This is a genomic window from Streptomyces sp. NPDC054841 (assembly GCF_053611045.1).
The window spans coordinates 1-24,039 of record NZ_JBSGZO010000087.1 but is presented as its reverse complement, the minus strand read 5'-3'; the positions used below and the strand labels follow the sequence as shown (position 1 = coordinate 24,039).

The window sequence follows — 24,039 nt, the reverse complement described above, 5'->3', positions numbered from 1 at the left end:
GAGTACCCCCCTCGGCCCCCTGCGGGGTGGGGCAGAGGCAGCGTGCTGTCAGCCCCCTGCGGGGTGGGGCAAGGGCAACGTGCCGTCGAGCATGGTCACGACCCGGTCCGCCCGGTCCAGATGCGCTCGGTCGTGCGTGACCAGGACCGTCGCCGTGCCCCGCTCCCGGGTCAGCGAGACCAGCAGGTCGAGGACCGCCGCGCCCCGCTCGTGGTCGAGGGCGCTGGTCGGCTCGTCGACGAGGAGCACGCCGGGGTCGTTCATCAGCGCGCGGGCGATGTTGACGCGCTGGCGCTGGCCGCCGGAGAGCTGGTGCGGACGACGGTCCGCCTGTCCGCCGAGGCCGACCGCCGCCAGCAGGTCCCGGGCCCGGTCGCGCGCCTGCCGTGGCCGCCGGCCCGAGAGGTGAGCCATCGCCTGGAGCTGTTCCACGGCCGTCAGCGAGGGCAGCAGATGCGGTTGCTGGAAGACGATGCCGATGTGTTCACGGCGCAGGGCGGCCTTCTCCGCACGGCTCAGCACTCCCGTGTCCTCATCGGCCACGACGACCCGCCCGGCATCCGGCGTGACCAGCGTCGCCGCGACCGCGAGGAGGCTTGACTTGCCCGAGCCGGACGGTCCGACGACCGCCGTGAGCGACCCCGCGGGGACCTGGAGCGAGACGGCGTCGAGCGCGGTCAGCCGCCCGTCGCCGTCCGGGTAGGTGAGGGTGACATCGTCGAGCAGCAGTGTCATCGGGCGCTCCCCAGCGCGGTGAGAGGGTCGACGGCAGTGATCCGCCGGACGGACAGCGCGGCGCCGAGCACACCGAGCACGATCATCACGGCCGCCGGCAGCAGCACGGTCGACGGCTCCAGCACGAACGGCACGTCCCCGCCGGCGACCAGCGCGCCGGTCCCGGCCGCCAGCGCGGTCCCCAGCAGCGTGCCGGCGCCCAGCATGAGCACGGCCTGCCCGAGGGCGTCCCGCAGCAGATACCCGGTGGCGGCGCCGAGTGCCTTCAGTACGGCGATGTCGGCGCTGCGCTGGATGGTCCAGACGGTGAAGAACGCGCCGACGACCAGCGCGGAGATGGCGAAGAGGAAGCCGCGCATGAGCTGGAGCGAGCCGCTCTCGGCCTGGTAGGACCCGATGGCGGTGAGGGCGTCGGCGACCGTCCGGGTCTCGGTGCCCGCGGCCGCGTCCCCGGCCGCGAGGTCCGCGCCGCCGTCCGTGCGCAGCGCGATGACGGTGGCCTGCCGTCTCGGGGTCGTGCCGGTGCGGCCGAGTTCCTGCCAGTCGTCCAGCGCCGTCCAGACGACGGGGGTGTGGCTGTACGAGGCATCACCTGCGACGGCCGCGACGGTCGCGTTCCGCGGCCCGATGCGTACGGAGTCGCCCACGGACGCACCGAGTTCCTCCGCGGCGCCTACGGAGAGCACGGCCCGGCCGGGAGCGAGCCTCGCCGGCGCGATCCCGCCGTCCGGCTCGACCCCGAACACCGAGACGGCCGCCGTACGGTCCCCCGCGCTCGCGCTGAGGGTACGGATGCCGACGGGCTGGGCGAAGGTGACACCCGGCCGGCTCGCCCACGCCCGCCACGCGCCCTCCGTGACGGTCGAGTCGGTGAAGGACACCGACCGGCCGGAGGGCGGGGCGGCGAAGGCGAGGTGATCGGCGGGCAGTCCGGTGACCGCCGAGACGTTCTCCCGGGCGAGCCCGGCCGTCAGCCCGGACAACAACCCGACGAGCAGTGTGATCAGCACGATCACGCTGCCCATCAGCGTGAACCGCCCCTTGGCGAATCTCAGATCTCTCCATGCCACGAACATGGTCACCAGCCTGCGGGCGGCGGCCGTGCCCGGGCATCGCACCGCGGATGGCCGCGGTATCAAACTTTCGGTTGACTCACGTATGACATGTCACGTCTCGAACTCGTGGACCGAGTAGCCGGATGCGGTGGCCCGGGTGGTCCCCCGCATCCGTAAGTACAGAATGTCCGGGTCCTCGACGAGCCAGCGGTTGTTCTCGGCGATCGCGCGCTCGACGAACTCACCGAGAACCGGGTCGAGTTCGACGGGATGGGAACGGTCGGGCTCGAGCCCTGTCCAGGTGTACGAGGATGCCTTGGTGACCAGGGCGGACAGCGACTGGCGTGCGGCCCAGGCGTCGGCACCGCGCCCGGCGCGCTGGGCGGTGAGCATGTCCAGCGCGGTGCGGGCCGCCCGGCCCCAGGCCTCGGTGGCGTCCAGCCAGGGCTTCGTCTCGGCGAGGAGGACCGGGTCGGCGAGGCGGGCGCGCAGCACGGCGGGCGCATTCTCGATCTCGCTGAGCGCACGGTGCAGCCGGGCGACGGGCCCGCTCCGTCCGACGGTCCGTCCAGCGGTCCGTCCGGCACTCCGGTCGGCGGCCCGTCCGGCATTCCGTCCAGCAGTCCACTCCCGCCAGAACGCATCGAGCCGGGCGGACAGTTCGGGCGCGGGCCGCGGGTCGATCCGCGACGAGTGGCTGAGTCCGGCGAAGGCGCGCAGTGCGCACACGGTCCGCGGGTCGTGGCCCGCCAGTTCGCTGATCGCGGCCGCCCAGGAGCGCTCGGGGTCGTACGCGATGTCGTTCCAGGCGTAGTCGGCGACGGTGAACAGCGACAGCAGGGACGCGCGGACCTGAGGCATGGGGTTGGCTACGAGCCCGACGGCCGCCCCGGGACGGCCCGGTGCGGCGAGTGAGGACTCACGGCCCGTGTACGGGCCGAGCAGCAGCCGCCCCGGTACGTAGTCGTTGACCGGGTAGTTGTCCCCGAGCAGCACGGGGTGGCCGAGGACCTTGCGGGCGTCGGCGACCTCCGCGCGGGTGATGTGCGGCGCGATCACTTCCGCCCCGGTCCACCGGACGACCACCGACGGGTCGAGCTCGCGTGCGAGGCGTTCCGCGTACTCGGTCCCGGCGGTGCCCCGGTACTCGGTGGGCACCATCTCCAGCGGGGCGGCGCCGGAGTGGGTGGTGATCAACTCGCGCTGGACCGCGTTGACGAGATGCGCCTGCGCGGCGGCGGACGCGGCGGGTCCGGTGCCGAAGGCCGCACGGTCCGCGCCGCAGTTCCACTCCCGGTGGTCGATGTCGTCGAACGCCACGACGAAGGTGCGTACGCCGATGTCCCGGAGCGACGCGAACTTCGCGGTGAGCGCGCGGGACTCGGCGGGGTCGGAGCAGCAGACGGAGAGGCCGGGAGAGAGCACGTACCCGAACTCGACGTGCTGGGCCTGTGCGCGCTCCACGAGCGCGCGCAGCCGGGCCAGTTCGTCCGCCGGGTAGGGCTTGCGCCACTCGGCGCGCAGGTACGGGTCGTCCTTCGGCGTGTAGACGTACAGGTTCATCTTGTGCCGGCCCATCCAGTCGAGGCCGGCGAGGCGCTGTTCGTGCGACCAGGGCCGGCCGTGGAAGCCCTCGACGATGCCGCGCCGCCGCATCCCGGGCCAGTCCCGGATCTCGACACCGGCGAGCGTCGCGGCGCGGTTCGCGCGCAGAAGCTCCCGGAGGGTCTGCGCCGCGTAGTACGTCCCGGCCGCGTCCGCACCCGCGAGGACGATGCGGTCGTCCCGGGCCGCCATGACATAGCCCTCGGCCGCCATCGTCTCCGCACCCTGGACCCCGAGCGCGTCGAGCACCGCAGCGGTGGCGGCGTTCTCCTTGGCACCGCCGACGACGACCGCGAGGCCCGGCCCCGGGTCGGTGCGGCCGTCGATCTGACGGATCGTCCGGACTCCCGCGCTCCGGAGCACATCCCGCACGACGGTGAGCGCGGGCCCGTCGGTCGCGGCCCCGGCGACCAGGGTGACGGCGGCGGGGATGCGTACGGTCCCCGGGAGCCGCTTCACGGACCGCGGCGTGGGCGCGGGCGCAGACGCAGGCGCAGGCGCGGGCGTGGGCGTGGGCAGCGCCGGGTCCGGGGCTCCGGCGGATACGGCAGCGGGCTCCGCGCAGGCGTCCGCGGGGCCTTCCTCGTCGCCTTCCGCGGCGACGGCACGGCCCGGCGGCGCGGGCACCAGCATCGCCAGGACCAGCGCGACCGCGTGGGCCGCACGCATGCGCCAAGTGGGTTTCGCGTACAGGGAGATCGAGGCGAACGTCATCGCCGCAAGGCCTCCTCCCGCCGCCCGACGGCAGTGCGAGTACTGGATGCCAGAGGACTGGACCACGCATCAGACATCGTTGTCAACGGTCGTGCGGACATTCCCCCGGATCCTGCACATCCGGTCGCCGAATAGGCTGCGGCGGGCACACTCGGGCGTGGCCGGGCGTGGCCGGGCGCGGCCACGCGCGGCAGGCGCAGCCATCTGCGGGCGGTGCGCACGGCCCGCGCGCGGGGGCAGAGGGCGGCCGGCCGGCCGATGGCGGCACAGCTCGTGCGCGTCTCCCCTCACCACCGCGACCCACCGGCCGGTGGCGTCATGCGCGTTCTGGCGCGTTGGTTTCCTCGACCGCCGCGGTCCGGGCGCGGCGGCGGCCCAGCAGGGCGCTTCCCGCAAGCACCAGTCCGACGGCGGCGACCTTGGCGGCCTGGTAGTAGCCGGTCGCCATGTTCTCCGGGGTGCCGGGCAGCCGGAAGAAGACCCACGCTGCTACGAGCCCCCCGAGGACGATCAGTGCGACAGCCCCCACCGTCCCGAGCCCCATCCACCAGGGCCCCGGCTCATAACCCCGCTCGCCGGTCTGCTCGACGTTCTTGTCGCTCACGGTCCGTTCTCCAGTGCGTGTGGTGCGCGGTCGCGAGGAAAGACGCGGGACTGATACGGGCGGTTCAGCGAGCCGAACGTTCCCTTCCGAAGGGCCGACGTTCCGCCGGTCGGCGAAGTACTCACACTCGCCCGCCGTGCCGCGCCTGCGCGACGTGGGACCGGGCCGACGGAGCGCGGAACACCCGGCCTACTCTGGAGCGGCCATGGATCCCCGCCCGCTCACCCCCACACTGCGCACCCTCCATCTCTGTCTGCATCTGCTGATGGCAGGGCTGCTGACGCTCGCCGCCGTACGGGCCGTCGCCGACCACAAACCCGACGCCGCGGCCGTCGTCACGGCGGCGGCGATGACCGCGGCGGTGTACGCGGCGGGCTCCGCCCTTCGCGGCGTGCGCGAATCACGTACCGCCGCGGCGCTCTGGCTGGCCGCCCTGTGCACGGCCTGGCTGGCACTGCTCGGGTTCACGCCGGACGGCCTGTGGACGGCGTTCCCGCTGTTCTTCCTCCAGCTTCATCTGCTGCCCGTGCGCTGGTCCCTGCCGGCCGTCGCCGCGACGGTGGGCGCGGCGATCCTGTCGTACGTGCGGCACGGCGAGCCGCTCAGCCCGGGTGCGTTCATCGGACCGCTCCTGGGTGCGGCCGTCGCCGTGGCGACCGTGCTCGGCTACCGGGCGCTGTACCGGGAGAGCGAGCGCAGGCGCCGGCTCATCGAGGAGCTGGTCTCGACCCGCGCCGAGCTGGCGGCGGCCGAGCGGCACGCGGGCACGCTCGCCGAACGCGAGCGGCTCGCCCGCGAGATCCACGACACACTCGCGCAGGGGCTGTCCTCCATCCAGTTGCTGCTGCGGGCGGCCGAGCGGGCACTGCCCGCGGACTCCCCCGCGGCGGAGCACATCTCGCAGGCGCGCCGGGCCGCCCAGGACAACCTCGCCGAGGCCCGTCGCTTCGTCCGGGCCCTGACTCCGCCGGACCTGGAGCACGGCACGCTGGCCGCCGCGCTGGACCGGCTCACCCGGCCCGGACCGGGTCCGCGTGTCCGGTTCTCGGTCAGTGGCAGTCCCGCCCCGCTGCCCACCCCGTACGAAGTGGCCCTGCTGCGGATCGCCCAGTCGGCCCTCGCGAACACGGTCCGCCACGCGGCGGCCGAGCGCGCCGAGATCACCCTGACCTTCATGGAATCGTCGGTCACGCTGGACGTCGTGGACGACGGGCGGGGGTTCGACCCCATGTCGCCCCGGTCGTCAAGGTCGTCGAGGTCGTCGAGGTCGTCGCCGCCATCCGGGCCGTCCGGGTCGCCCGGGCCGTCGGGGCCGCACGAGCCGTCCGAGCCGTCCCAGCCGTCCCAGCCGTCCCAGCCGTCCGAGGGCGGCTTCGGGCTGCCCGCGATGCGCTCGCGCGCGGAATCGCTGAACGGCACGTTCACCGTCGAGTCCGCGCCGGGCCAGGGCACCGCCGTCGCCGTCACCCTGCCGCTCTCGCCCGGAGTTCCCTCATGACGATCCGCCTGCTGCTCGCCGACGACCATCCCGTGGTACGGGCCGGACTCAGGGCCGTCCTGGACACGGAGCCCGGCTTCACCGTCGTCGCGGAGGCCGCCACGGCCGAGCAGGCCGCCGAGAGGGCCGCCGCCGGGGACATCGACGTCGTCCTGATGGACCTTCAGTTCGGTACCGGGATGCACGGCTCGCAGGCCACCGCCGCGATCACGGCGCGGCAGGGCGGACCCCGCGTCCTCGTCCTCACCACGTACGACTCGGACGTCGACATCCTCGCGGCGGTCGAGGCGGGGGCGAGCGGCTATCTGCTGAAGGACGCCCCGCCGGAGGAGCTGGCCGCGGCCGTACGGACGGCGGCGGCCGGCCGGTCGGCGCTGGCCCCGGCGGTCGCGCACCGTCTGATGGACCGGATGCGTACGCCCGCACAGGCGCTGACGAAGCGCGAGCTGGAGGTGCTGCAGCTGGTGAGCGAGGGCTTGTCCAACCAGCAGATCAGCAAGCGGCTCTTCCTCAGCCAGGCGACGGTCAAGTCCCATCTGGTCCACGTCTACGCCAAGCTCGGCGTCGACTCCCGTACGGCGGCGGTGGCCACGGCGACGGCCCGCCGGCTGATCCGCCGCTGACCGCACACGTCGCCGCCCGGGCGCCACGTCGGAGCCGCGCCGCACGCCGGACCGGGCGCCACAGGTCAAGCCCCTGGCCACACATCGGACCGGGCGCCACACCTCGGACCGGGCGCCGCGGGTCAGGCCCGGCGGCGCGCCAGCACCATCGCGCAGCGCGGGCTGCCGTCCCGCCTCTTCCCCAGTCCGTCCAGTGCGAGCAACTCCGCCTCGAATCCGGCCCGTTCCAGCTCGGCGAGGACGTCGGGGAGCGGAAAGGTGCGGTAGTACATGACGAAGCGGGGCCGCCACAGCAGATTGCGCACGCGCATCGACGTGTCGAAGCCGAGCATCGCCCAGTACGCCGGCGAGCCGAACCGGGGCGGCGCACCCACCGGAAAGGCGAACAGGCCGCCCGGTCGCAGCGCCGAGTGCACCTGCGCGAACAGCGTGGGCCGCTCCTTCGGCAGAAAGTGACCGAACGCCCCGAAGCTCACGGCCAGGTCGAAGGCCGGCCGGAACGGCAGGGCACGGACGTCGGCCCGTACCCAGTCGGCGGCGGGCTCGGCGGACCTGGCCACGCCGAGCATGCCCGCGCTGAAGTCGACTCCGACGACCCGTTCCCCGCACAGCCGCGTCAGGACGCCGGTGCCCGCGCCCGTGCCGCAGCAGATGTCGAGCCCGGTACGGAACGGCCCGAGCGGCCGGAGCGCGCCCACGACCTCGTCGAGAATCCGCTCCGGCGTCCGGAACGGGGTCTGGTCGAACTTCGGCGCGAGCAGGTCGTAGCCGTGCTCGACCGACGACAGCGCCTGTACGGCGAGCTCGCGGAACGTGGGGCCCTGGGAGGTGAACATCACCTCCCAGGGTAGTCAGCCGCCGACGGCGCCGAGCGGGATGCCGATGAGCTCGCTCGGCCAGGTGGTCAGATCCGTGCGTCGGGCCCCTTCGCCTCGCCGAACAGCTCCACCGCGTTCCGCACGTTCGTCAGTCCGCCGGCGAGCGCGCTCACCGACCCGATCGACCCGGCGATCAGCAGGAGCGAGCGGCGCAGCCGCCGGATCTCCGGCACCCCGCTGACCGCCATCGCGTCGATCGCCGCCAGCTCGTCCTCGGCGATCCCGCGGTCGGCGAACTCGGCCGGATGCCCGGCCAGTTCGCGTCGCAGCCGGGAGACGGCAGCGCGCAGCTCCGTGACTCTCGGGTCCTCGTCGCTCCCTGTCACCCGCGTCTGCCCCACGCTCCGCAACAAAGCCCTCCCCCTCGCACCTCGTTGTGCTGCCCGGTGTAAGACCAGCCCGACGATGGTCAAACGCCTGGGGTCGCGGGCAAGTTAACGCCATTCCGTAGGCGCTTCGCCACTCCGCGGTACGAAATTCAGCTCGACGTGTCGCCTGTCGGCTCCTTGCACCGGCCCGAAAGTCGAACCTTCGGCCGAACAGCCGACCGAGCGGCCTACCGAACACCCGACCGGACCGACTACCGGATCGACCGGCAGCGGACCGGTCGATTGCCGGACCGACCGGCTGCCGGACCGACCTGCGCGAACCGGTCGATCGCCGAACCGACCGGATGCCGGACCGACCGGCTGTGGACCATCAGGACGTGTCGACTTCCAGTGCCTTGCGCCAGACCGTCAGGTCGAGCTTGATGTAGGTGCTGGGGTCCGATTCGGGGCTGAATCCCTTCACGGTGAGGAGCCCGAGGTTGCCCGAGGTCGTCCGCACGCAGATCTGGGCGCCCGAGGAGATCTGCTGCCGCTGGATGTAGGTGGTGAAGCGCGTCTCGGTCCTGCAGGTCTCCAGCGAGCCCTGCTGTCCGCCCTGGAGCAGGACCATCTGCGCGCCGTTGTCCGACGACAGGCCGACGCCGGCGTACTCCACGTCGCCGCGTACGCCGCGACCTGGCCGAGGGCGAAGATGTCGGTCGCAGGGGGTGATCTGCCGCCCCGCGGCCTGTTCCGGGGCCATGAACGACGGCGTACCGATGGTCACGCCGCTGCCCGTGAGCGAGGTGGCGTCGGCGGTGCGCGCGATGCCGAAGTCGATGACGCGCGGGCCGTCGGCGGCGAGCAGCACGTTCGACGGCTTGAGGTCGCGGTGGACGATGCCCGCGCCATGGATCACGTGCAGGGCCTCGGCGATACCGGCGACCAGCAGGAGCACCGCCTCCACCGGCAGTGCCCCGTGGGCGAGCACGGCGTCGGCGACCGACGGCCCGGGCACGTACGCGGTCGCGAGCCATGGCTGGGCGCCGTCCGTGTCGGCGTCGATGACCGGTGCGGTGTACAGCCCCTGCACGCGCTGCGCGGACTGCACCTCCTGCGCGAACCGCCGCCGGAACTCGGGGTCCTGGCTGAAGTCGGGCCGGATCACCTTGATGGCGACGGGCCGCCCGCCCGGCGTGTACGACAGATACACCTTGCCCATGCCGCCGGCGCCGAGCCGTGCGGCGAGCCGGTACCCGGCGACGGTCCGCGGATCGTCGTGCTCCAACGGCTGGAAGACGCTGTCCCGTTCCGGCTGACGACTGCTCGTGTCTTCAGGGCCCCCGTTGGCGAACTGCGGTATCGGAACGGCACCTTATCCAAGTCGCGGCGCCGTCCCGCCATCCCGCCGCCCGATGAGGTATGCAGGGTGCATGGCTCACACTTCAGACAATCCGCAGGTCGCAGGGCTGGTTCTGGCAGCGGGCGGGGGCCGTCGGCTGGGCGGCCGCCCCAAGGCGTTGCTGGAGCACCGCGGCCGGCCCCTGGTGGAGAACGCGGTGCGCGTTCTGCGGGCGGGCGGCTGCCGGTCCGTGCACGTCGTGCTGGGTGCGGCGGCGGACGAGGTGCTGCGGCGGGCCGAGCTGGCGGGCTGCGTCGTGTCCGTCAACCCGGACTGGGAGGAGGGCATGGGCTCCTCGCTCCGTACCGGTCTCGCGTCGCTGATCACCGCGGGCGGGGACCGGGAAGCGGTGCTCGTCTCGCTGGTGGACCAGCCCGGGATCGGCGCGGCGGCCGTCGCCCGGGTGGTGGCCGCCTGCGACTCCCCATCGGCGCTCGTCTCGGCCGCGTACGACGGCAGGCGCGGCCATCCGGTCCTGTTCGGCGCCGGCCGGTGGGAGGCGGTCGCGGCTCGTGCGTCGGGCGACCGCGGGGCCCGGGACTACCTCACGGAGCACGAGAAGGAGATCACACTGGTCGAGTGCGGTGACGTGGCGGAGCCGTACGACATCGACACACCGGAAGATCTGGCGCACCTTGAATGAGCACCCAGTGAGCGGTGTGGCACCGAGCGCCACGATGTGTCGACCCAGAGAATCTCGACATCAACAAACCATTGAACTTCCACTATGCGGTAACTACTATCCACTGATCAGAAGCGCCCAACACCCCGGACGGCGCCGACGACCGTATCTCGGAGCTCTGGCACTGAGTGCCAAATTCACGACCCCGCGGCCGCCAGGCACTGCCCGTGAAGCTCGCTGAAGGAAGTGACAGCTCATGTCCGCACCAGCGCCGTCGCCGCTGGCCATCGTCGAAGCCGAGCCACTGCCCCGGCAGGAGGAGGTCCTCACCGATGCGGCCCTCGCCTTCGTGGCCGAGCTGCACCGGCGATTCACGCCCCGGCGTGACGAGCTCCTCGCCCGCCGCGCCGGGCGCCGTGCCGAGATCGCCCGCACCAGCAGCCTCGACTTCCTCCCGGAGACCGCACAGATCCGCGAGGACGAAAGCTGGAAGGTCGCCCCGGCCCCGGCCGCCCTCAACGACCGCCGCGTCGAGATCACCGGCCCGACCGACCGCAAGATGACGATCAACGCCCTGAACTCGGGCGCGAAGGTCTGGCTCGCCGACTTCGAGGACGCCTCCGCACCCACCTGGGAGAACGTCGTCCTCGGCCAGCTCAATCTGATCGACGCCTACGAGCGCCGCATCGACTTCACCGACGCCCGCTCGGGCAAGTCGTACGCCCTGCGGCCGGCCGAGGAACTCGCCACCGTCGTGATGCGCCCCCGCGGCTGGCACCTGGAGGAGCGCCACCTGCGCTTCGAGGGCCGCCCGGTCCCGGGTGCGCTGGTCGACTTCGGTCTGTACTTCTTCCACAACGCGAAGCGCCTGATCGACCTCGGCAAGGGCCCGTACTTCTACCTCCCGAAGACGGAGTCGCACCTGGAGGCCCGCCTCTGGAACGACGTCTTCGTCTTCGCCCAGGACTACGTCGGCATCCCCCAGGGCACCGTCCGCGCCACCGTCCTGATCGAGACGATCACGGCCGCGTACGAGATGGAGGAGATCCTCTACGAGCTCCGCGACCACGCCGCCGGGCTGAACGCCGGCCGCTGGGACTACCTGTTCTCCATCGTCAAGAACTTCCGCGACGGCGGCACCAAGTTCGTCCTCCCGGACCGCAACGCGGTGACGATGACCGCGCCCTTCATGCGCGCGTACACCGAGCTCCTCGTCCGCACGTGCCACAAGCGGGGCGCCCACGCGATCGGCGGAATGGCGGCCTTCATCCCCTCGCGCAAGGACCCCGAGGTCAATCGCGTGGCCTTCGAGAAGGTCAAGGCGGACAAGGACCGCGAGGCGGCCGACGGCTTCGACGGCTCCTGGGTCGCCCACCCCGACCTGGTCCCGATCGCCATGGCTTCCTTCGACGCCGTCCTCGGCGACAAGCCCAACCAGAAGGACCGCCTCCGTGAGGACGTCTCCGTCGCACCGGGCGACCTCATCGCGATCGACTCCCTGGACGCCAGGCCCACCTACGAGGGCCTGCGCAACGCCGTCCAGGTCGGCATCCGCTACATCGAGGCCTGGCTCCGCGGCCTCGGCGCCGTCGCCATCTTCAACCTGATGGAGGACGCCGCCACCGCCGAGATCTCCCGCTCCCAGATCTGGCAGTGGATCAACGCGGGCGTGGAGTTCGAGCACGACGGAAAGACGGTGACCGCTACCCCGGAGCTGGCTCGCGAGGTCGCGGCGCAGGAGCTGGCCGCGATCCACGCCGAACTGGGCGACGAGGCCTTCGCGGCGGGCAAGTGGCAGCAGGCCCACGATCTGCTGCTGCACGTCTCGCTGGACGCGGACTACGCGGACTTCCTGACACTTCCGGCGTACGAACAGCTGGTCGGCTGACCCCGTCGTTCCACCAGCACCGCCCCCTGGTACGGCACAGCACCAGGGGGCGGTGCGATGTCCGCACGGAACTGCTCCCGCGCAGGGGAACAATTCGAATTGGTTGACTGTTCATCCATTCGTGGCTGCGGAGGGGACAGTGTCCCCGGGCCTCACCTGTTGCCCATGGGGACGATCGTTCGGCTGAAGCCCCATGGAGCCTTTCGCCGAGAGGCGACCACCTTCCGCAGCCCCTCATGCGACCCCGGTCGGTCCCCCCGCCGGCCGGGGTCTCCCACGCCCTCGCAGGATCACTCCCGCCATGGCGAAATGCCGCCGTTGACCGGCTTGTGCGCACCGTGGAACTGTCGGCCTGGCCCGGGCTCGGACCCGGGCTCCACGTCGAAAGGGGAGGGACCACGTATGAAGGCAGGCAGAACCCGCTTAGCCGCGGGCGCGGCGATGGCCGCCGCCACTTCCTGCGTCGTCACGGCCGCGGCGAACTACCGGTCCGTCATCGAGATCGCTTCGATGGGCATATGACCCCGAGTACAAGACAGGCTGGGGCAGTGCGGGACCTTACGTGGCGCGTCCCCGTCCTCGCGGGTGCCGGGCCTTCAGTTCGTCACGGTCGGCCACGTCGAAGAAGGTGCCGTCGGCAGGGGCCAGCCCTGAACCGACGAGGGGGCGGACACAAGAGCGCGATCCGGGCGTCTGCGGCGTGGCCTGGCCACCCGCTACGAGAATCAGCCCCAGGGAGCCGTCAGGGGTGGCCGCGGCCTTGGGCTTCTCGAGGGCGATCTGCTCATCGCCGGAACGCCCGCCGCGCGCTGGGGAACGAGGCCGCGAAGTCCCATGTCCGGGTCCGTCACAATGTCGCGATGATCGGCAAACGAATCACCTACCGCATGGCGGACGGCATACGCGTACCCGGGACCTGGCGGCACGTCTTCATCCGCAACGGCGACTACTTTCTGACCGACCTGTTCATCTACGCGGACGGGCTCATCAACTGCTGGGGCCTGGTCACCCTCGACGAGTTCGAGGAGAAGCTGCGCTGCGGCTGGGTCGCCACCGAACTCCCGGACGGCGGCAGGGCGTCCGGTCACGAGCTGGCCGGCTGGACGTTCAGCGAGCCGCGCACCTGGCTCACCCCCGAGCTGCTGCTCGCCGAAGTGCGGGACACCATCGACCAGCTGAACGGCCGTCCTGACTCGACGGAGCGGTGCCTGGCGGCAGTTGACGCGTTTCTCGCCGACCGGACCGAGGAGAAACGGGCCGCAGCCCGCTCCGCCTATTTCGCCATCCCCAGCACCCAGCGCCGCTACGCGCTCGGCGACATGGACCGGAAGGACTGGCCGCTCCGGGTTCTGGTGGCCGGGCCGGGCGGGCAGGTGGAGGACTGGCCGGACGAGCCCGTCACGGAAGAGGATTACGACGAGGCGGTCGCCTACTTCGAGGACAGGGCACGGCGGATCGCCGAACGGCCCTCACGGGTCCCGGCGGACGGACCGGCCACCCCGGTCGCGCCCGCGATCCATCTGTACCAGTCGTATCCGCTGAAGCCGTCGGACGATCCGGGCACGAAGGCCCTGCGCAACGACTACCCCGCACCCATCGACGTCGACGGCGTCACCTATCCCTCCGTCAGCAGCGCTTACTGGGCACTCTCCGAAGCCGACCCCGACGCCCGGGCCGCGGTCACGGACGCGGACACCCCCGCCGCCGCCCGTGGGCGCGCCACCGACGCCCGCCGCCGCGACGGCTGGGAGCAGGCCCGGGCCGCTGTCATGACCGGCCTGCTGCGGGCCAAGTACACCCAGCACCCCGGCCTGGCCCAGATCCTCCTGGCGACGGGCGACGCGACACTCGTCTACGACGACGACTCCGGCTTCTGGGGCGACAATGCCGGCCGCGGCAGGAACTGGACCGGCCGCCTCCTCGAACTCGTCCGCTCCGAACTGCACGCACGGCAGGCCGGAATCGTCTGACGGCCGGGGCGGCCGGCGCCAACGGCCGGTGTGCCTCATCGCCGAGACCGAGCGGCTCCCCCTTCGAGGAGGGACGACGGATCGCAGCCGACGCCCTTCGGGCACGGGAGGTGCCCCAGCACCGGACGCCGCCGGGCCCGCCCTTCGGGCGGACCACGCTACTTCGAAGACACTCCCTGGCCCACCACGACTGTGCGTTGCCCCGAGAAGTCCCCCCAAGTGCCGTCCCGCAGCTTCGCCCTGAGTTTGATGCTGTAGCGCGTACCGGGCTTTTCGGTGACCGTCATCGTGTATGTCGCCGTCCCGGAGGGCGGGGCGCCGCCCCAGACGATGGTCGTGGCGAGTTTGCCGTTGAGGAAGAGCTGGTGCTCCCTGACCGGGGCGCCCGTCTTCGGTGGGGTCCAGGTCAGGTCCACGGCGCCCTTGCGGACCGTGGCCTTCAGTCCGGTCGGCGCCGTGCTCGGGCCGTCCTCCGGGGCGGAGGCGGTCGTCAGGTCGAGCGTCGCGCTGTCCGGGGAGGAGTTGTCCGCCGCGTCGCGCGCTCGGACCGTGAAGGTGTAGACGGTGCCGGGGCGCAGGCCGGTGATCCGGGCGGTGGTCGTTGTGGCGGGGACGGTGTGGATGCGGGAGTCGGCCTGGTAGATGTCGTACGACGTGACGGCCGTGTCGTCGCTCGATGCCCCCCAGGTCAGGGTGACCGCGCGGGCTCCCTCAACCCTCCCCTTGGGGAGGCCGGGGGTGCTCGGTGGGCGGCTGTCCTCGGCTGTCGGGGCGAGGGTCGTCACGGCGATCGACGCGCTGTGCGGCGAGGCGTTGCCGGCGGCGTCGAGGGCGCGGACCGTGAAGGTGTAGGCGGAGGACGGCGTCAGGCCGTCGACGTCGGTCATGTGCTTGGTGGCGGGGACGGATTTCACCTTGGTACCGGTGCGGAAGACTTCGTACGTGGTGACGCCGCGGTCATCAGCGGACCGTTCCCACATGACGTGCACGGAAGTGGCGCTGCCGGCCTGTGCCGTGACACCGCCCGGCGCGGACGGGCTGCGGGTGTCCTTCGCCTGCTGCCCACCGCCACAGGCGGCGAGCAGCAGCGCCGCCGCGCACATCAACAGGGCGGATCCCAGAGGGCGTTGCACCGGACTGCCTCCGTCCGACGGAGCAATGGTCCAGACCTGTATGGCACAGTCGGCCACGCCCGGCAAGAGCCCGCGCGCCCGAGCGTGCGCGGTTGACCACCGGTGGCGGTCACACCGTGAGCGCGGCGGCCTCCTGGCGTGCCTGGTCCAGCCAGAGCGCGCGCTGCTCATCGGTCGAGTCGGTGACGGTACGGAAGACGATGCGGCGGACGTCGGCAACTCCCGTGTACGGCAGCACACATGACGACCAGACCGCCTGGAGCGGATCACCGAATTCGCTCTCCTCGCGCTCGGCCGACGTGTCCGAGGTGTTCAGCACGAGCGCCCGGCCCGCCTTCAGGAGCCCGGCCGGCTCCCCGTCCGCGGTCCCCAGCTTGTACGCAACACCCGGCACGAACACGCGCTGAACCCAGCCCGTGAGGACGGCCGGTGGCATACCCCACCAGTTCGGGTGGACGAACACCATGGCATCGAGGGTGGCCACCTCGGCCCGGTGCAGAGCCAGGTGCGGGTCGTGCGCGAGGGATGCCGACCCAACCGTGTCCGTCTCCTCGGCGGACAGGAGCGGGACGAAACCCTCGGCACAGAGGTCGTGCGCGACGACCTGGGCCCCTCGCCCGTGCAGCTCGTCCACCACGGCGTCGAACAGAGCGTGGTTGAAGCTGCCGGGCCGTGGGTGTGCGAGGTAGACGCCTACACGCATGGTTCGCTCCCTGATCGCTACAGGCCGTCACCGGCCTTCATTCACCTGCGGAGTTCATGGATACGACAGCACACCGCCGACATGCTGCGGGGTGGCGATCGCTCAAGGCGATCGCGCGGGGTAGCGCGCGGGGTAGCGCGCGGCTGTGGTCCGCGCCCGTCCCGCAGGCGGACCAGTTCACGGTTCGCGGCTTCGGCATGGTCCAGATCGAGGGCCGTCCACGCGCGGGCACATACGTAGTCTATGCACCGCTGCCTCTCCCGTTCAGACCGTTCGGACCCTTCAGGCCCGGTCCGGCACGTTACGGGATGAGGTGGGATTCCGACCTGCGAATCATCGGTGCGTCCTCCCCCGCCCCGCCCCTCTCACCGTCTTCACCGCGTGCGCCGCCAAGTCCCTCACCACGCTGTCCGGGTGGCGGTCGCGCAGGCCCTCCATGACGCGGAGGGACAACGACGGGTCGGTGGTGGCCAGGGCCGGGATGAGGGACGCGGCGCCGCCCGGCCAGGTGGAGGCGGCTTCGTCGAAGGCATCGACGAGGGCCGCGGGGGGCGCCTCGGGCTTGCGTTCCTCGGCTGCGGAGGCGACGGAGGCGCGCATGTCCTCGCTCCAATGGAGGTCCAGGTCTTCCAGGAGCAGTGTCGCCCGGGCGCTGAGGGGGACCATGTCCTCCGAGGCGGGCTCCCCTCTGTTGAGGAGGACGAGGCGGGCGTGGGCGCCGGTGGCCGGGTCGGTGAGGGCCGGGCGGAGGACGCTTGCCGGGATGCCGGCGAGGTCGAGGGCGGCGAAGAGCGCGGACAGGGACAGGCCGGGAGAGCCGGCCGAGACGGCGGCGAGGAGTTCGCCCCAGGACGCGTCCGTGCCGCCGCGGGCCGTGGTCCACGAGGACAGGGCCGCGGCGGCGATCGCCGGGGGCCAGTACTGGACGGCCGCGACGGTCTGTGCGGCGTCCCAGGCGGCGACGGACCGGACGTCGGGAGTCGCGACATGGCCCACGGCCAGGACGTGGCGCACGACGGCGCTGCCGAGCGGCGTGAGGCCGTACGCGTCGCCGGTACGGAAGACACAGCCGGTGCCGGCCAGTTGGTCGACGACGCCGGCCAGGGCGCGGGCGTGTTCCTCGAGCTCCGAGCGGTCGGCCTCGGTCAGCTCCGGCAGGCCGAGGAGGGCCGCGAGTTCGTCGAGCGGCGGCGTCGTGTACGCGGCGGGCGCGGTGTCCGGGACCGGGACGGGGGCGTCCTCCAGCTCCGGGGAGATCTTCCAGTCGGCGTGGTCGGATGCCTTCCGCGCCACGGAGTCGGGGGTGCCGCCGCGCTCGTACAGCGCGTAGAGCACATGCGCCGCGTCGAGGGCGTACATCTCGCCCCGCTCCTCGCCCGGCTCCTCGCCCAGCTCCCCGCGCAGCTCCTCGTCCGGGCCGGGGCCCGCGGCGATGCGATCGACGGCCACGGCCAGGATGTCGGCGCCGAGTTCGGTCAGTTCCAGAGGGGTTCCACCGGTCCAGACGGCGGTGGCCGGGCCGGGGAATCCGCACTGTTCGGCGAGTTCGCGCACCTCGTCGGCGCCCGAGGCGAGCAACACGGGCAGCGGGGCGGCGTGCAGCAGCGCCTTGATCTCGTCGGGGGCGGGCAGTGCGGACGGCGGCGGCAGCGCGATGGCGGAGTCGCCGTAGTAGTCGAGATGCTCGTCGAGGAAACGGTCGGCGAGGACGACATGGGGCAGCGCCTCGGGGCCGGGAGCCAGACCCTCGTACGGCCCGGCCAGTGCGGCGCCGAGCCCCTCGGCGGTCCAGCGGTCGGTCAGGGCGGCCGCGAGGTCCTCCAGCTCGGCCGTGAGCGCCTCTTCCGGCCGGTCGGCCGAGAGGGCGGGCGTGGCGGGCAGCAGGGGCCCGGCCGGTGGCGGTCGTTCCATGTCGTGGGCGAATGCGGCAAGCAGCGCCCCGGTCAGCCGGACGCGGGACGCGAACGTGCACGCCGTGACGTCGGAGCGGTGCAGCGGATCGGGGAGTCCCGGGCGGTCGGCACGCGGTGCGGCGTCCAGCGCGGCGAGCCACGTCCGGACGGCTTCGGCATCGTCGGCATCGACACCGTCCGCCCGCAGCAGTGACGCGTACCAGCGGTGCCAGGTGAGGTTCCGCGGGTCGGACATCGCCCGTTCGAACTCCGGCAGGGTCTCGTCGACGGCCGCCAGCAAGCGGGCATGGCGCTTGGCATTGAGCCGGCCCGCCGCGCGTACGTAATCCGCGAGAGCCGTGAGGACGTCGCGGACCGCGGCGAGCTCGGGCGGGGCGGCCCACAGCAGCAGCGGCACGTCCTCATGGAGCACGCGCCGCAGCAGCTCCGGCGTCGGCTCGGGCACGCCCGCCCTCCGGTCCGCACCGCGCAGGGCGAGCAGGGCGAGCACGGCGTGCGCAGGGCGTACGGGCAGAGAGGCTCCCCGCTCCGTCCGCGCCCAGGCGAGGAAGTCGTCGAGGCCGGTGTTCAGGGCAGTCGTACGCGTCACCCGGGGAGCGTACGGGCGACTGGGGTGCGCTGCCCGCCCTGGCGCGAGCGGATAGCCCGATCGGGGGAAACCTCTGGTCACTGGCCGTATGCCGGACGGCGGAGCGGCCGGCGATGAGTTTGCGCGCGCGGGACGGTCTGCCCGTCATGGAAACGAACAAGAGGAACGAGAGGAACACGACGAGCGCCCCGGACCTGGGACCGGTCGCCGCGAGCGTGGACCGGATCGCGCGGGGCATCGACGACGCCCGGCTCGGGGACCCGACCCCCTGTCCGAAGTACGCCGTACGGGAACTGCTCGCCCATGTGGTGGGCCTGTCCGTGGCCTTCCGCGACGCCGCGCGCAAGGACTTCGGCCCGACGACCGGCACCGACCCGGGCACCGTCGAGTGGGTTCTGGACGACGACTGGCGTACGAAGCTGCCGCGCCTTCTGGAGGAGCTCGTGACGGCCTGGCGCGACCCCGGCGCCTGGGACGGCGACACCCAGGCCGGTGGGATCACCTTCCCGGCCGCGATCGCGGGCCGGGTCGCCCTCAACGAGCTCCTCGTCCACGGCTGGGACCTGGCCCGCGCCACGGGCCAGGACTACGCCCCGGACCAGGCGGGCCTCCAGGTGTCGTACGCCCTGATGGCCCCGGCCGCGGACGACCCGGGCCGCGGTGGCATGTTCGGCCCGGTCGTACCGGTGCCGGATGACGCACCGCTGCTCGACCGGGTCATCGGGCTCAGCGGACGGCGACCGGACTGGACGCCCGGGGCGGCCTGAGCCGACGTGGGCGCCCGCGCTCGGCATCACCCTCGGCGCCGCATACAGCCGCTCGGCCGTGACGCGAACATGATCGGCTAGGGTGACGGGCGGCTCTTGCCGAGCCGAGCGGCACAGCGGCACAGCGGCACAGCGGCACAGCGGCACACATGAATACGTTCCGGGGGACCCAGTTGGCCACGTTGACCACCCGTCAGCGCCTGATCACACGCATACGCACGACGCCCAGTCCTCTCGCGACGGCTGCCGTACTGACGCGCCCCTCCCGCCCCGACCGCATTCACGACCCGGTCATCACCCGACTGCAGTACGGCCGCACGGCGCTGGGCCTGATGGCCATGGCATGGCTGCTCCTCTCCTACCCGTTGCGCAAGGGTCGTGAGGAGTTCGTCCTCGGCAAGCTGGAGGAGCTGGTCATCGGCTGCGGCATCGTGCTGGTGGCCGGAGTCATCGGCGTCGGCGCCTTCGTCTTCTCGGCCCGGCCGCCTCTCGGCCGCATGTACGCGAACCGCGTCGGCGGCTCGCTGCGCGCGCTGGCCGTGATCCCTCTGGGAGCGGGCGTCTGCTGGCTGATGACGGCCGCGCTGGGCAGCGACGTCGTCACGACCTCGGACGTGGGCCGGCACGACTTCTTCTTCGGCCTGTTCGGCGACACCGTCGGCACGCTGATCAGCGGCCTTGTGATCGCGCTGCTGTTCGTCGCGGCGGCCGTGGTCTGCGCCGTCGTCCTCCTCGCGGCGGCGGCCTTCACGCTGGCGGCCGCCGTCAACGGACTGAACTCCTGTTTCCGGACCGCGGACGTCCACGAGCTGCTGCCGGCCCTGCTCTCCCCGCTGCTGGTGTGGTCGCTCTTCGCCCTTCAGCTCTTCGACGATGCCGACGTGGCGGCGCCGCCCGAGGTGCTCTACACCTTCCTGCTCGGCGGTCCGCTGTCGGTGACCGCCCTCTCGGTGTGGGAGGCACGACGGCTGCGCAGTCGGTACGGCGTGACCCTGCGGTCGGCCCTGGGCCGCTAGGGCGTGTCAGGCAACGTTTGCCCTGTTGTGATGTGACGCGCCGCTCGGGTGCCGGCGCAGCGGTGCGTCACCATGAGCCGGTCCGGGTGGCAGAACGTGTGCGGGTTCGTGAGATCGATGACGATGAAGGCCGGAGGTTGCTGCAAAGCCCGGCACCTGGATCGGTGTTCCGGACTCCGCACTCTTGTCGATCTCGCGGGTCAGCCTTCGGAGGGCCGCGGGGCGCGCAGGTGCGCCCGTTCCTTCAGCTCCTCCTCGTCGACCAGCGTGAGCATCGGCTGACCCGGCGCGCACACCATGGTCACCACGAACTTGGTCGGTGCGTCCGACAGGGCGTTGCCGTCCTGGTAGTGGATCACGTCACCGCCTGGCTCCCAGAACGTCCCACCGGCCTCGACCACACGCTCCGGCTCACCCTCGAGCTCGAACCGGAGCGCGCCCTCCATCACGTAGCCGAACGACGGGCCCGAGTGGCGATGCGGAGGGAGCCCGGGGTGACCGGGAGGCCACTCGACGAGGATGGTCATTCCCGAACCACCTTCGGGAAAGAAGGGCGGAGTGACTTCCTGCAGCAACTTGACTTCGGGCGGCAAGGAGACCTCGTGGGCGCTCCCGTGCTCTGGGTTCTTCGCTGACATGTACCACACCTCCGTAAGCCTGCCCGGAATGGACGATCTTGCGTCGGCCACCGCATCCCGGACCGGTGTACCGACCCACTCGTTCGGCGGTGACCAGGTTCGCCGGTTCCCGGCTCACAGAACTCACTTCGCGATGAGGACAAGCCACAGCCGGCATCCGTGACAGGCCGTGTGCCTTCTGCCTCGCCCAAACGGTCTCGACACCACCCTGCCTCCCGTCGGCGGCCGCCACAATCCGGGAGCCGGCGGCATCGAGACCGCATCGCGCCATGTCATCGGCGGGCATCTGGCGCCGTATCAGGCAGCGTCTGCCCTGTTGCGATGTGACGCGCCGCTCGGGTGCCGGCGCACGCGGTGCGTCACCATGCGTCTGTCCGGGTGGCAGAACGTGTACGGGTTCGTGAGATCGATTAGTTCCTCGTTCGAACTCCTGGGCCGAAACCCTGAGCTGAAACCTGGGCTGAACTATCGCTCCGGGCAGCCCTTCTCAGGGCGCCGGAATCGGCCCGTCCCCCAGCGGGTTGAGCTGGTCCGCCTCCCCGTCGAACGCGAAGAGCAGCAGATCGGCCATGGTGAACGCACCATGGCGAGCAGCAGGCAGGGACGGCCGCCAGCCCGGGTGCTTCACGATCGAGCTGCGGCTGCCCTCCATCGCGCGGTGGAAGACCTCGGCGACCAGATGGCCGCCGACGCCGGTCAGCCGGCCCGGGCGGCGCCGGTTCGTCTCGGCCTCGCGGAGGATGTAGAACCAGAGCGGGGTGTGCGCGACCAGCTCCGCGCGCTGGTCCGCCGTCAGTCCGGTCAGATCCGCGCCGTTGCCCGTCCCGTTCAGGATCTGGTCGGCGCCGAGCGGCTCGATGCCCATTTCGGCGGCCAGTTGGGGGCCGGTGGCGAGTTCGACCATCGCCGCGCGGGCCAGGTTACGGAAGGCCAGATTGCGGTGGAGGGCGGGCGGAGCGGGCTGTCCGCGGCCGGCGAAGGTGCCGGCCGGCAGGGTGGTGAGCGGGTCGACGAGGCGGGTGTCGATGCGCTTGGCGAGGTTGAACTCCCGCGCCGGCACGGCCAGATCGTCGCGGCCCGCTTCGGCGAAGTCGAACAGTCGGCGGAAGTCGGCGACCCAGTTGCTGGGGAGGCGGAGATTCTCGCCGGACTGTGGGTCGTCGAGGTCACTGAGGTCGTCGGGGCCCAGGCTGAGGTTCCCCGCCGTACCGCTGAAGCGGAACAGCAGTCCGAGGGAGGCGGGGCCGCCGGGGCCGCCCGTACGGAAGACCCGGTTCCACTCATAGCCGTCGCGGATCATGCTGTGGCCGAGCCGGTAGGCCGCGACAGAGAATTCGATCGGCATGGTCGGCCGGGCGCCGGGCCGGTACTCCCCCTGCGGGTCGAAGAAGCGGCGTCCGTACGTGAAGACTCGCGCCACGATGTCCGGGTCGACGATCCGCGGCAGGAAGTCGGTGCGCAGCATCCACTGGTAGTGCTTGACGACCGTGTCGCGGGCGGCCCTGAAGAGCAGCGGCTCGGGCACACCGCTCGTGGCGAGGTGCTGGTGCACCTGGTTGTGGAAGCGGATGAACGCGAGATGGAGCTGGCCGACGGCCAGGTTCTCGTCGTTGCGGGCGTCGGGGATGAGTGCGGCGCGCTGGTCGGCGCGCGTGCCGCCGGCACCTTCGCCGGCGCGCGGCAGGTCGAAGCCCTTCATGTCGCTGTTGGCCGGCGGGAGGTCCGGCGGGAAGGGCACCCCGAGCGAGGTACCCGTCCTCAGCCGTCCGTCGGGCTCGTAGAAACGGGCGCTGCCGCGGTGGTCGGGGCCGAGGCCGTACACCGAGTCGAGGTCGAGGGCGGGTGAGCGCCCCTGGAGCAGGTCCTCGACGGGGACCTGCTCGCCGAGCGCGGCCCGAGTGTTGTCGAGTGTCAGGTCGTGGTCGACGAACTGACCGAGATAGGTGAATCCGGAGGGAATCCCCGGTACTCCGGCGGCGTCGGAGTCGGGGTCGGGTCCTGCCGCGGCGGTGGTCATCGCCTCGGCGAGCCGGGCCCTTGTCTCCTCGCTGATCTGAACGCCCTTCTCCGCGCTGAGCCGGGAGAAGCGGAAGGCGCGTTGCCGCTCGTCGGGAGTCGGGGTGCGCGATACGCCCCCTCCTGCGTCCGACGGTTCGAGCACGCGGTTCTCGTTGACGACGTAGTAGCTCTCACGGTGGTGACGGTGCATGCCGTGCCCCCTCTTCTGTCCCCCCCTACCACGCGCGGTTCATCCCGCGTGGCGGGCATGCGTCCTGTCTGCCCTGTACGACGTCATACGTCTGGGATCGGTTGAACCGTCCGCCGAATGCGGCCGAATTCCGCCGTACGACAGGGGTGTACGGGCCTCCCGATGCTCTGATAGGAAAGCTTCCTAACAGAGCACTGGAACGCCGGAGCACTGGAGCACCAGCAACACCCGGAACACCTAGAACGGCCAGAACGGCCAGAACACCGAGAACACCGAGAACACCGAAGCGATGAACTCCCCTTGGAGGTCACAGGTGCACGCCCCCCACCGAAGCACCATCGCACGACGTACGGTCCTCGCCACCGCCCTGCTCGGGCTCGCTGTCACGGCTCTGCCGGGCACGGCAGGTGCGGCGCAGGACGTACGTGCCGCCGGGCTCGACGACCCGGCGAAGAAGGAAATCGCCATGAAGCTGGTGTCCAGCGCGGAGAACTCCTCGCTGGACTGGAAGGCCCAGTACAAGTACATCGAGGACATCGACGACGGCCGCGGCTACACGGCCGGCATCATCGGATTCTGTTCCGGCACGGGCGACATGCTCGATCTGGTCGAGCTCTACACCGACCGCAAGCCGGACAACGTCCTCGCCCCCTACCTCCCCGCTCTGCGCAGGGTCGACGGCACCGACTCCCACGCGGGCCTCGATCCGAACTTCACCCGGGACTGGAAGAGGGCCGCCCAGGACGCCGAGTTCAAGAAGGCCCAGAACGACGAGCGCGACCGGGTCTACTTCAACCCGGCGGTCAAGCGCGGCAAGAGCGACGGCATCGGCGTCCTGGGCCAGTTCATCTACTACGACGCCATCGTCATGCACGGCGACGGCGGCGACAGCACCAGTTTCAGCAACATCCGCAAGCGGGCCCTGACCAAGGCCAGGCCGCCGGCTCAGGGCGGTGACGAGGTCACGTACCTCCACGCCTTCCTCGACGCCCGTGTCTGGGCGATGAAGCAGGAAGAGGCCCACGAGGACACCAGCCGCGTGGACACCGCGCAGCGGGTCTTCCTCAACAAGCGCAACCTGAACCTGAACACGCCGCTGGACTGGAAGGTCTACGGCGAGAGCTTCCACATCGACTGAACACAGCCGTACGGCGACGGCGTCGTACAAC

At 71.7% G+C, this 24,039-nt stretch carries 19 protein-coding genes and 1 pseudogene; 8 read left to right on the top strand and 12 right to left on the bottom strand.

Annotated features, from left to right (window positions below):
* Positions 1-48: 48 nt before the first annotated feature.
* The 4 genes from ACWGI8_RS14945 to ACWGI8_RS14930 form a co-directional block, all read right to left on the bottom strand.
* Positions 49-735 carry an ABC transporter ATP-binding protein gene (locus tag ACWGI8_RS14945; RefSeq protein ID WP_453661023.1) on the bottom strand — a complete coding sequence of 229 codons (687 nt, stop codon included), beginning with the start codon at positions 733-735 and terminating at the stop codon, positions 49-51.
* Positions 732-1,811: an ABC transporter permease gene (locus tag ACWGI8_RS14940; protein WP_453661021.1), complete on the bottom strand. Its 1,080-nt coding sequence runs from the start codon at positions 1,809-1,811 to the stop codon at positions 732-734. The genes ACWGI8_RS14945 and ACWGI8_RS14940 overlap by 4 nt, the downstream gene beginning before the upstream one ends.
* A 90-nt stretch (positions 1,812-1,901) precedes the next feature.
* Positions 1,902-4,109 (bottom strand): beta-N-acetylglucosaminidase domain-containing protein, encoded by a 2,208-nt coding sequence (locus ACWGI8_RS14935; protein WP_453661019.1) that lies wholly within the window; start codon positions 4,107-4,109, stop codon positions 1,902-1,904.
* A gap of 316 nt (positions 4,110-4,425) precedes the next feature.
* A complete protein-coding gene (locus ACWGI8_RS14930) occupies positions 4,426-4,713 on the bottom strand; it encodes a hypothetical protein (protein ID WP_453661018.1) in 288 nt (95 codons plus the stop codon).
* Between the two features lie 205 nt (positions 4,714-4,918).
* On the opposite strand from ACWGI8_RS14930, the gene ACWGI8_RS14925 reads away from it, so the two are divergent.
* Together ACWGI8_RS14925 and ACWGI8_RS14920 are read left to right on the top strand one after the other, a co-directional pair.
* Positions 4,919-6,211 carry a sensor histidine kinase gene (locus ACWGI8_RS14925; RefSeq protein WP_453661016.1) on the top strand — a complete coding sequence of 431 codons (1,293 nt, stop codon included), beginning with the start codon at positions 4,919-4,921 and terminating at the stop codon, positions 6,209-6,211.
* The gene (locus tag ACWGI8_RS14920) at positions 6,208-6,834 is read left to right on the top strand and encodes a response regulator (RefSeq protein ID WP_453661015.1); all 627 of its coding nucleotides are present in this window, start codon (positions 6,208-6,210) and stop codon (positions 6,832-6,834) included. Before ACWGI8_RS14925 ends, ACWGI8_RS14920 begins: the two co-directional genes overlap by 4 nt.
* Positions 6,835-6,956: 122 nt before the next feature.
* On the opposite strand, the gene ACWGI8_RS14915 is transcribed toward ACWGI8_RS14920, so the two are convergent.
* The 3 genes and pseudogenes from ACWGI8_RS14915 to ACWGI8_RS14905 form a co-directional block, all read right to left on the bottom strand.
* The gene (locus ACWGI8_RS14915; RefSeq protein ID WP_453661013.1) at positions 6,957-7,670 is read right to left on the bottom strand and encodes a class I SAM-dependent methyltransferase; all 714 of its coding nucleotides are present in this window, start codon (positions 7,668-7,670) and stop codon (positions 6,957-6,959) included.
* A 68-nt stretch (positions 7,671-7,738) separates the two neighbouring features.
* Complete coding sequence (locus ACWGI8_RS14910) at positions 7,739-8,065, bottom strand: DUF5955 family protein (protein ID WP_453661011.1); 327 nt, start codon at positions 8,063-8,065, stop codon at positions 7,739-7,741.
* A 624-nt stretch (positions 8,066-8,689) separates the two neighbouring features.
* Positions 8,690-9,308: pseudogene (locus ACWGI8_RS14905) on the bottom strand (serine/threonine-protein kinase); the annotation flags it as partial.
* A gap of 145 nt (positions 9,309-9,453) precedes the next feature.
* On the opposite strand from ACWGI8_RS14905, the gene ACWGI8_RS14900 reads away from it, so the two are divergent.
* From ACWGI8_RS14900 to ACWGI8_RS14890, 3 genes are all read left to right on the top strand, one after another.
* Positions 9,454-10,065, top strand: coding sequence for a nucleotidyltransferase family protein (locus tag ACWGI8_RS14900; protein ID WP_453661009.1), 612 nt, complete (start codon positions 9,454-9,456; stop codon positions 10,063-10,065).
* A gap of 235 nt (positions 10,066-10,300) precedes the next feature.
* A complete protein-coding gene (gene aceB / locus ACWGI8_RS14895; protein ID WP_453661007.1) occupies positions 10,301-11,932 on the top strand; it encodes a malate synthase A in 1,632 nt (543 codons plus the stop codon).
* An 860-nt stretch (positions 11,933-12,792) separates the two neighbouring features.
* Positions 12,793-13,902, top strand: coding sequence for an NADAR family protein (locus ACWGI8_RS14890; protein ID WP_453661005.1), 1,110 nt, complete (start codon positions 12,793-12,795; stop codon positions 13,900-13,902).
* A gap of 158 nt (positions 13,903-14,060) precedes the next feature.
* On the opposite strand, the gene ACWGI8_RS14885 is transcribed toward ACWGI8_RS14890, so the two are convergent.
* The 3 genes from ACWGI8_RS14885 to ACWGI8_RS14875 all read right to left on the bottom strand — a co-directional run bounded on the left by ACWGI8_RS14885 (position 14,061) and on the right by ACWGI8_RS14875 (position 18,240).
* Positions 14,061-15,035 carry a fibronectin type III domain-containing protein gene (locus ACWGI8_RS14885; protein ID WP_453661003.1) on the bottom strand — a complete coding sequence of 325 codons (975 nt, stop codon included), beginning with the start codon at positions 15,033-15,035 and terminating at the stop codon, positions 14,061-14,063.
* A gap of 109 nt (positions 15,036-15,144) precedes the next feature.
* Complete coding sequence (locus ACWGI8_RS14880; RefSeq protein ID WP_453661001.1) at positions 15,145-15,738, bottom strand: NAD(P)H-dependent oxidoreductase; 594 nt, start codon at positions 15,736-15,738, stop codon at positions 15,145-15,147.
* Positions 15,739-16,071: 333 nt separating this feature from the next.
* Entirely contained in the window at positions 16,072-18,240 is a 2,169-nt protein-coding gene (locus tag ACWGI8_RS14875) for a hypothetical protein (RefSeq protein ID WP_453661000.1), read from the bottom strand.
* A 146-nt stretch (positions 18,241-18,386) separates the two neighbouring features.
* Between ACWGI8_RS14875 and ACWGI8_RS14870 the strand changes: the two genes are divergently transcribed.
* Positions 18,387-19,007, top strand: a complete 621-nt coding sequence (locus ACWGI8_RS14870) for a TIGR03086 family metal-binding protein (protein WP_453660999.1) — start codon at positions 18,387-18,389, stop codon at positions 19,005-19,007.
* A 149-nt stretch (positions 19,008-19,156) separates the two neighbouring features.
* Entirely contained in the window at positions 19,157-20,023 is an 867-nt protein-coding gene (locus ACWGI8_RS14865; protein WP_453660998.1) for a hypothetical protein, read from the top strand.
* A 200-nt stretch (positions 20,024-20,223) separates the two neighbouring features.
* Here the strand turns inward: ACWGI8_RS14865 and ACWGI8_RS14860 are convergent, their stop codons facing one another.
* Both ACWGI8_RS14860 and ACWGI8_RS14855 read right to left on the bottom strand, forming a co-directional pair.
* Positions 20,224-20,661: a cupin domain-containing protein gene (locus ACWGI8_RS14860; protein WP_266634008.1), complete on the bottom strand. Its 438-nt coding sequence runs from the start codon at positions 20,659-20,661 to the stop codon at positions 20,224-20,226.
* 487 nt (positions 20,662-21,148) lie between these two features.
* Entirely contained in the window at positions 21,149-22,870 is a 1,722-nt protein-coding gene (locus ACWGI8_RS14855; protein ID WP_453660995.1) for a peroxidase family protein, read from the bottom strand.
* A gap of 313 nt (positions 22,871-23,183) precedes the next feature.
* Between ACWGI8_RS14855 and ACWGI8_RS14850 the strand changes: the two genes are divergently transcribed.
* Entirely contained in the window at positions 23,184-24,008 is an 825-nt protein-coding gene (locus ACWGI8_RS14850) for a chitosanase (protein ID WP_453660993.1), read from the top strand.
* Positions 24,009-24,039 lie beyond the last annotated feature (31 nt).

Coding starts and splice junctions, on each gene's coding strand:
- aceB (WP_453661007.1), top strand. CDS start 10,301: ATGTCCGCACCAGCGCCGTCGCCGCTGGCCATCGTCGAAGCCGAGCCA.
- ACWGI8_RS14925 (WP_453661016.1), top strand. CDS start 4,919: ATGGATCCCCGCCCGCTCACCCCCACACTGCGCACCCTCCATCTCTGT.
- ACWGI8_RS14945 (WP_453661023.1), bottom strand. CDS start 735: ATGACACTGCTGCTCGACGATGTCACCCTCACCTACCCGGACGGCGAC.
- ACWGI8_RS14915 (WP_453661013.1), bottom strand. CDS start 7,670: ATGTTCACCTCCCAGGGCCCCACGTTCCGCGAGCTCGCCGTACAGGCG.
- ACWGI8_RS14935 (WP_453661019.1), bottom strand. CDS start 4,109: ATGACGTTCGCCTCGATCTCCCTGTACGCGAAACCCACTTGGCGCATG.
- ACWGI8_RS14890 (WP_453661005.1), top strand. CDS start 12,793: ATGATCGGCAAACGAATCACCTACCGCATGGCGGACGGCATACGCGTA.
- ACWGI8_RS14900 (WP_453661009.1), top strand. CDS start 9,454: ATGGCTCACACTTCAGACAATCCGCAGGTCGCAGGGCTGGTTCTGGCA.
- ACWGI8_RS14865 (WP_453660998.1), top strand. CDS start 19,157: ATGAATACGTTCCGGGGGACCCAGTTGGCCACGTTGACCACCCGTCAG.
- ACWGI8_RS14920 (WP_453661015.1), top strand. CDS start 6,208: ATGACGATCCGCCTGCTGCTCGCCGACGACCATCCCGTGGTACGGGCC.
- ACWGI8_RS14855 (WP_453660995.1), bottom strand. CDS start 22,870: ATGCACCGTCACCACCGTGAGAGCTACTACGTCGTCAACGAGAACCGC.
- ACWGI8_RS14870 (WP_453660999.1), top strand. CDS start 18,387: ATGGAAACGAACAAGAGGAACGAGAGGAACACGACGAGCGCCCCGGAC.
- ACWGI8_RS14860 (WP_266634008.1), bottom strand. CDS start 20,661: ATGTCAGCGAAGAACCCAGAGCACGGGAGCGCCCACGAGGTCTCCTTG.
- ACWGI8_RS14880 (WP_453661001.1), bottom strand. CDS start 15,738: ATGCGTGTAGGCGTCTACCTCGCACACCCACGGCCCGGCAGCTTCAAC.
- ACWGI8_RS14940 (WP_453661021.1), bottom strand. CDS start 1,811: ATGTTCGTGGCATGGAGAGATCTGAGATTCGCCAAGGGGCGGTTCACG.